General features: G+C 45.9%; 7 protein-coding genes and 1 tRNA gene. 1 reads left to right on the plus strand and 7 read right to left on the minus strand.

Going from position 1 to position 6,349, the window contains the following annotated elements:
• Positions 1-93: 93 nt before the first annotated feature.
• From EYO21_08555 to EYO21_08575, 5 genes are all read right to left on the minus strand, one after another.
• Positions 94-462: a hypothetical protein gene (locus EYO21_08555; GenBank protein HIB03852.1), complete on the minus strand. Its 369-nt coding sequence runs from the start codon at positions 460-462 to the stop codon at positions 94-96.
• Positions 463-679: 217 nt separating this feature from the next.
• Positions 680-877 (minus strand): hypothetical protein, encoded by a 198-nt coding sequence (locus tag EYO21_08560; GenBank protein HIB03853.1) that lies wholly within the window; start codon positions 875-877, stop codon positions 680-682.
• Between the two features lie 114 nt (positions 878-991).
• Positions 992-2,881: a hypothetical protein gene (locus EYO21_08565; protein ID HIB03854.1), complete on the minus strand. Its 1,890-nt coding sequence runs from the start codon at positions 2,879-2,881 to the stop codon at positions 992-994.
• 13 nt (positions 2,882-2,894) lie between these two features.
• A complete protein-coding gene (locus tag EYO21_08570; protein HIB03855.1) occupies positions 2,895-3,392 on the minus strand; it encodes a TlpA family protein disulfide reductase in 498 nt (165 codons plus the stop codon).
• 10 nt (positions 3,393-3,402) lie between these two features.
• A complete protein-coding gene (locus EYO21_08575) occupies positions 3,403-5,397 on the minus strand; it encodes a hypothetical protein (protein HIB03856.1) in 1,995 nt (664 codons plus the stop codon).
• Between the two features lie 169 nt (positions 5,398-5,566).
• Here EYO21_08575 and EYO21_08580 point away from each other — a divergent pair, with 169 nt between their 5' ends.
• Positions 5,567-5,788 carry a hypothetical protein gene (locus EYO21_08580; GenBank protein ID HIB03857.1) on the plus strand — a complete coding sequence of 74 codons (222 nt, stop codon included), beginning with the start codon at positions 5,567-5,569 and terminating at the stop codon, positions 5,786-5,788.
• Positions 5,789-5,842: 54 nt separating this feature from the next.
• Here EYO21_08580 and EYO21_08585 read toward each other — a convergent pair whose 3' ends face one another.
• The gene (locus EYO21_08585) at positions 5,843-6,145 is read right to left on the minus strand and encodes a hypothetical protein (protein ID HIB03858.1); all 303 of its coding nucleotides are present in this window, start codon (positions 6,143-6,145) and stop codon (positions 5,843-5,845) included.
• Positions 6,104-6,189, minus strand: a tRNA-Leu gene (locus EYO21_08590). Before EYO21_08590 ends, EYO21_08585 begins: the two co-directional genes overlap by 42 nt.
• Positions 6,190-6,349: the final 160 nt, after the last annotated feature.

Genomic DNA, 6,349 nt, shown 5'->3' on the forward strand with positions numbered 1-6,349 from the left:
CCACCCAGTCACTATTGATAAAATTCTTGTAAACACGCATTTACTATCCCCTAAGGTCAGGAGACTTGTTACTCAAATGACCTGAGTATCCCTCTACTTAGTCGTAATGGAGATGGCACCATCAGGAACATCCGTGCCGAAACGCGCCGTAGCGTCAAATGAACTGAGATAACGGATCTCATGAATAGATGTTGGAGAAATATCATAAAGAGACTGCATCCCGCTCATCATTCGAATACCGTTCACATATACGGCTATACCAATACTTCCTCTTACACGAAGCATCTGAGGCCTTAATATCTGGATGACATCATAAGCGCTTCTGACATCTAAAGTAGCTATTTCTCCTTGAGTGATGAGATTTCTCTGCTTGCGAGGACCCGTATTTGATACACCTCCACCGCCAGCACATCCAATGACGAACAGCACCACGGCACAAGGAATAAGTTTTGACCTTTTCATACTTTTTACCTTATTTCTCCAATTCCCTTTAATGGTCTTTGACATAAAGTGAATATAGTCCTTTCACTAAGAAACCACCAGTTCAAGATAGGCGGCCCAGCTCAATGAATAAAATCTATTTTTTTACGATCTTTTCATCGATCCTATTCCAATAAAAAAGGACGATATTTACATCGCCCTTTGTTAAATGGTATTGAGTCCGATTTATAACCGGAAACTAAGTTTCCACCATATCCATGTCGTGATCGCAGCACATGGGCGACTTGATCTTTCCACAACCATCAGGACATTGACTCACATCCACAGTTGAGCCGTCGTCCTTGGTAAGAGTATTGTGGACAAGAGCAGCACCACATTTGGAACAGGTCAGTCCTTCTACTCCCATACCGCAGTCGCAGCATTCGTATTTAGTCATGATAAATCTCCTTCATTATGATTCAGTTACTGGCCGAAATTTTCCCCTTTCAATTTAAGAAAGTAAATAACCCTTAGCATCTTTTTTGCTTGGAAGCAGAAGCAACAAGTTAAATCAAAAGTTCGCTGTGAGGGCCAGCGTAAAAGCGTCATCAATCCCTGGTACATAGACGCAGACCCCGCTGTCGCACTTTAACCCCCCCTGAATGGATCCGTAGAATAAAGATAAAACTGTGGAGGATGTAATATAAAATGATCCCTGAATTCCGAACCATTTATTGGTTAAGTCTACCTCATTTCTCCGCAAAACCTCCTCAAGCCAATTATCCTCTTCAGGATCCGTATTGAAGAAATTTCCTGTCTTGATCCTGGAAGCGTGATCAAATAGAAAACCGACACTGAAAAGCGAAGCTTTACCAATATTCAGTGCTACATAACGATAATAGTACGGCACAACATCCACATTCACCGCTTCTAAACTGTCGGGGCGGTTTTCACCATGGAGAGTATAAGAGACCTGAGTCCCCAACTCCAGCGCCTCCCACTGGTGCTCCACATCCAAAGTGATATTAAAACCTCTGGGTAAACCCAGGGTCAGCTCTGACGGTATGGAAATTAGGTTTCGCCTCTCAAAGAATTCAGTCAGCTTGGAACGCTCAGATTCCCAACCGGACGATCCCGCTTTATAGACGTTCAGAGCACTATAAAGCATCACTTCACTGGAATGGGACAGCCCTGTGGTAAACATGAGCTGGTCATAACGGTAATTCACTTCCGCGTACCCTTCGTGGAACGGATAGAACCCGTTATCAGTCGTTGGAACAAAAACTTGAGTGTGATCTTTCTTTCTCAAGGTACTGTTGTATTGTTCATCTACCTCATTCACAAAAGCAGTATGCCGGCTGCTCCGAGCGTAGTTAACAATAAGAAAAAGGTTGTCATTAACCTGAGAATTGAACTCGATCTGGAAACCTAGTTCATCTTCAGGATCCATAATGTGTGGTGTCCTGGAGAGCAGTGTTGAGGTGTGCTCCCTGAAACCGCTGGGCGGCCCGTAGACAAGGCTACTCCTTCCCAGTCTGAACGGTAGATGAACTCTTTTCTCTGGCGAACTGGTGTCGAAAAGGTAATCTTTTAATTCAACAGTAACGCCCCACTGACCGGGGAAGAAGGATCCCGAAAAATAGAGACCTCGCCCGGACTGTTTTGAATCATAAGGATACCATTTATAAGCCGTTACGGAGTAGAGACTGTCTACATTTTTGATGGTATTCGACCGGAATGCCGTCTCAAAAAAGAGATCAAAATTGTTACCGGACATTTCAGCAATAAAACCCGGTTTGAATGATGACACTTTAACTGTATCCAGATCTTCACCGCGCCGAACAGAAAACCACTGCCTGTTGCCGTTCATAAGCATGAGGTAAGCACCAAGATTCACTCCCGGCATAAGCTGTTCCATTCTGCCTGACAACAGCGCCACCGTCTCATCCTCTTCAAAATCTCGTATTCTGGGATCGATACCGGGACCTGCACCCAGATGTCGACCTCCGCCAGCCTTTCCCGCAACAATATCAACTTGCAGCATGTCTCTTGGCCGGGCCCTGATCCAGACACCACGAAGTGAAGAGTCCCAGTCGATGGCCTGGTTTTCCCACAGGTTCAAGCCGAGTCCCCGGCCAATCTGCCCGTACAGATCACCCACCATAAAAGAATAGGAACTGCCTTCCCGGGAAATTCTCAATTTTCGTAAACCGGCAAAACTGGTTCCAATCCTTGGGGGGGAGCTGAACTCCAGACTTGTCCATAGGGCCCAGTCGCCGCGCCATCCGGTCACATCCAAAAAGTGCTCACTGTATTTGTAGTCATAGTACTGGCTCTGACCAAACTGTAGGATGGGCGTTACACCTTCCCCGTAAAACGATGAAATACCGATGGAGAACTGACTCTCCTGTCCCATTAAATGTGAACAGAAAGCAAGTGAAAAAATAATGCGCAACTTCATTGGGATTGCTGAATCAGGAATTGTCGGGTGAAGCGTGCACCAGAGCTTCCACCTTTTGCCACAAAACTTTCTCATCACCCGGCGCGTAGCCGCTGTGGCGGTAGATGATCTTGCCGGTGCGGTCCACCAGCAGGGAATAAGGCATGGCCTTGCCGTTCAGCATGCGGTAGGTCTCCTGTGCTGGATCGAGAGCTACTTCCAGGTCATAACCTTTCGAGCGAATATAGCTCTTCACTTTGGAGACACTCCGTTCTGTATCGAGATTAACAGCAAGAACACGGAAACCTTCATCACCGAACTCATCCTGTAGCTTGTCCAGGTGTGGCATCTCTTTCAGGCAAGGGCTACACCAGAGCGCCCAGTAATCAATTAGGATAGGTCCTTGCTGAATGAGATCTTTTAGGAGGACTGACTGCCCGTTCATCAACTTGAATTTCAGGGGCGGAGCGATGCCAAACTGGCCGTTGAGCACCGAAAGAAAAAGTATAAGGGAAGCCAGGAATCTCTTCAAGAAAATCCTCTCAGTTTGCTGCGGTTAATCTCTGTTCTCCGGTAAGCCCCTTTTCGAGGAACTGGATGAACTTGCGGGTATCCCGCGTAAGGCCGGGGAAACGGGCAATCTCTTCACTGTCCGGACTGAGGATAACGTAGAATGGAAGAGCAGCTGTACCGAATCGGTCAATCTCCATCTGTTGATACTCCATACGGCGAGGCCCGCTGTCAGTAAAAAGTTCAATGAGAATGTAATTCTCAAGCCTGGAGATTACATCTGACAACACGAAAATAGTTGTCTCCATCCACCGGCAGTTTGTACAGGTGTAGCCCGTAAAATTGACAAACATGGGTTTCCCGGTCATTTCTGACATGGCGATCCCCTCATCGTAGTCCAGTATCCATTTTAGACCATCGTGTTGTGAATCCTGTTGAGCCAAGGAGCCGGATTCCGCTCTGGTAGCTGGCGGCAGATAGGAATCTATAAGGCCGTGAATGGGCTGCCCGAAGAGTCCACGCCCCATATAGAGGGCAAATGAAAAAAGCACAATACTAAGCATAAGCCTCGGCACACCTATGGTCGCCAGTTCTGAATCATGTGGCAGACGGATCTTACCAATAAGATATAGCCCAGTAAGAAATACAATCACTACCCACGTAGCTAAAACAAACGGTCTTGTAAATACATCCCATCCCCAGACCAAGTCTGTATTACTGAAAAATTTGAATGCCGCCGCCAATTCAAGAAAACCCATACTTACTTTTACCGAATTCAGCCATCCACCACTTTTCGGCAATTTCGAAAGGTATTGAGGGAAGAGTGCAAGGAAAAAGAATGGTAGCGCAAAAGCAGCTGAGAAAAACAGCATTCCAATAAACGGCCACAACCAGTCACCTTGAACAGCTCTTACCAACAATAGTCCTACAAATTGTACCGTGCAGGTAAATGATGTGATAGTAAAGGTGAGAGCCATAAAAAGGGTGCCGACATAACCCCCTCTTCCTTCCTGGCGTAGCGTAAACTGCCGAAGAGATGCCGGGAGCTCGATCTCATACATTCCAAAAAGTGAAAGTGCAAAATAGACGAAAAGACCCGCTATGAAAAGATTAACCCACGGATTTGAAGCCAATTGATTGGCACCCGAGGCACCTAGGGTAGCAGCCAAAATAAGACCCAGAACAGTATATGTGATAATAATACCAATTGAATAGACTGACGACTGCTTCAAAGGATTCTTTCCCTCGGTCTCTCCCAATTTCGTGAAAAAGGAAACGGTAATCGGGATCATGGGAAAAACGCACGGAGTTAGAAGAGCAAGAAATCCCATAGATATGGAAAGAAGTAAAAAAGAACCAAGACCTGCTGAAATTGCATCTCCCAGATCAATATTGTCATCATCTCCAGGCAATCCTCGGGAAGTCGCTGCCACAATCTCAGTCCTGTCTGATCTTGCATCTCCTTGAACAACGGTGAAAGTGAGATCGAATGTTTTTGTGGTAGGCGGAAAACAAATGGTGGGATCACAGGCCTGAAAGAGTAACCCTGCTGTGAGTGTGTAGTCACCGGGATCAAGACTTGCCCTTATCCTAACATCGGTCTCAAAAGTGACGGTGCCATCGTGGTAATAGGTTTCCGTCATGAATCCTTCATCGAACTTGTTAGTGGGCGGCGGCTCTCGGGTCTCACCCACAAGGTCAACCACATCACCCTCAACGGTAACTTCAGAAGGAATGGGCCCCTCTGCCACATCGTTGACAGCATAGATTTTAAAATCGGGTTCAGAGGTGGCTGTGATTAAAACAGTGAGCACCTCCCCTGCCCGGATCTGTGCCTGTTCGATTTTCGCCTCAACGGTGACAGGCGCTTCCACCTGGGCCATAATTCCCGTCGACAAAATGAAAAGCGAGAGAGACGCAACAATTCTTTTTCCGATTCCCTTTGTCATATCGGGTAAAGTTACACTTTGTATGCCTGAGTATTCAAACGAGAAGTGATGACTGAATTTTCTCCATTTACCCCTCATTAACACGAATCACAGCTATTGGTTTCATTGCATCAATTCTTTGATTGAAAGGTTCATATATGTCGTCCAGGTGCTCTTGAATCTCTTTTTCTCGCTCGCGATTTATCTCGTGAGGAAATGACTCAATATCGGCATTGGGAATATTCAAGATATCGAAGAATTCAGGAAGGTGGCTCCACAGCTTCTGGACATTCACCGCGATAATGTTGTAATTCTTGTTGATACCCTGTGTTACACAGTTATCGAAGAACTGTTCATAGCCGATAAGATCTTTTCCCCTTTCGAGATACTCAGCCTCGACATCTTACTCACACTTCGTAAGTTGGTTCTTGAGACACCGATACTCCTTAGGTGGCGGACGCTGAACGCCCTTTTGGAGAATATAGAGTAGACAGGCTTTACATAAAGGTAAAGGACTCTACAGATTGAAGTGTCCTGAATATTATCACTGGGAGAGTTGCTGAAGTGTTCCTTTATCCCACCGCCGAACCACCGGTGGAAGATTTTCCGCGAAACCGGCAATGAGAGGTATTCGGGTGATTTTCGGGAATGGATGTGATGAACGGTACCATATCTGCTTAAGAATCGGGCTACGCTCCAGCTGGCACAGCCACCGTAACTGCAAATAAAGAATTGTATTGGTTGCATTTAATGGTAATCGAAAGTCAAGAATATAGCAGAAAATTTCGTCGGAGCGATCAATCAGTACCCGGGGCCGGACTTGAACCGGCACGGCCGCAATGGCCAACGGATTTTAAGTCCGTAGTGTCTACCAAATTCCACCACCCGGGCATAAACGTAATTTACTGACGACAAAATGAAGAAACGACTTTGATTAGATACGGCTTGTTTTATAAGCCTTTTATTATACTAGAAACAAAAAACCCCGCTGAGCGGGGCTTTTTATAGTATACCTGTTTTAGCTATCGGCAAAGTAAACCTTCTTCCTCTA

The sequence above is a fragment of the Candidatus Neomarinimicrobiota bacterium genome (assembly GCA_012964825.1).
Taxonomy (GTDB): Bacteria; Fidelibacterota; Marinisomatia; order Marinisomatales; family S15-B10; genus UBA2125.

Bases quoted from the DNA above. Each gene is read 5' to 3' on its own strand.
- EYO21_08555 (HIB03852.1), bottom strand. From the start codon at position 462: ATGAAAAGGTCAAAACTTATTCCTTGTGCCGTGGTGCTGTTCGTCATT.
- EYO21_08560 (HIB03853.1), bottom strand. From the start codon at position 877: ATGACTAAATACGAATGCTGCGACTGCGGTATGGGAGTAGAAGGACTG.
- EYO21_08575 (HIB03856.1), bottom strand. From the start codon at position 5,397: ATGAGGGGTAAATGGAGAAAATTCAGTCATCACTTCTCGTTTGAATAC.
- EYO21_08565 (HIB03854.1), bottom strand. From the start codon at position 2,881: ATGAAGTTGCGCATTATTTTTTCACTTGCTTTCTGTTCACATTTAATG.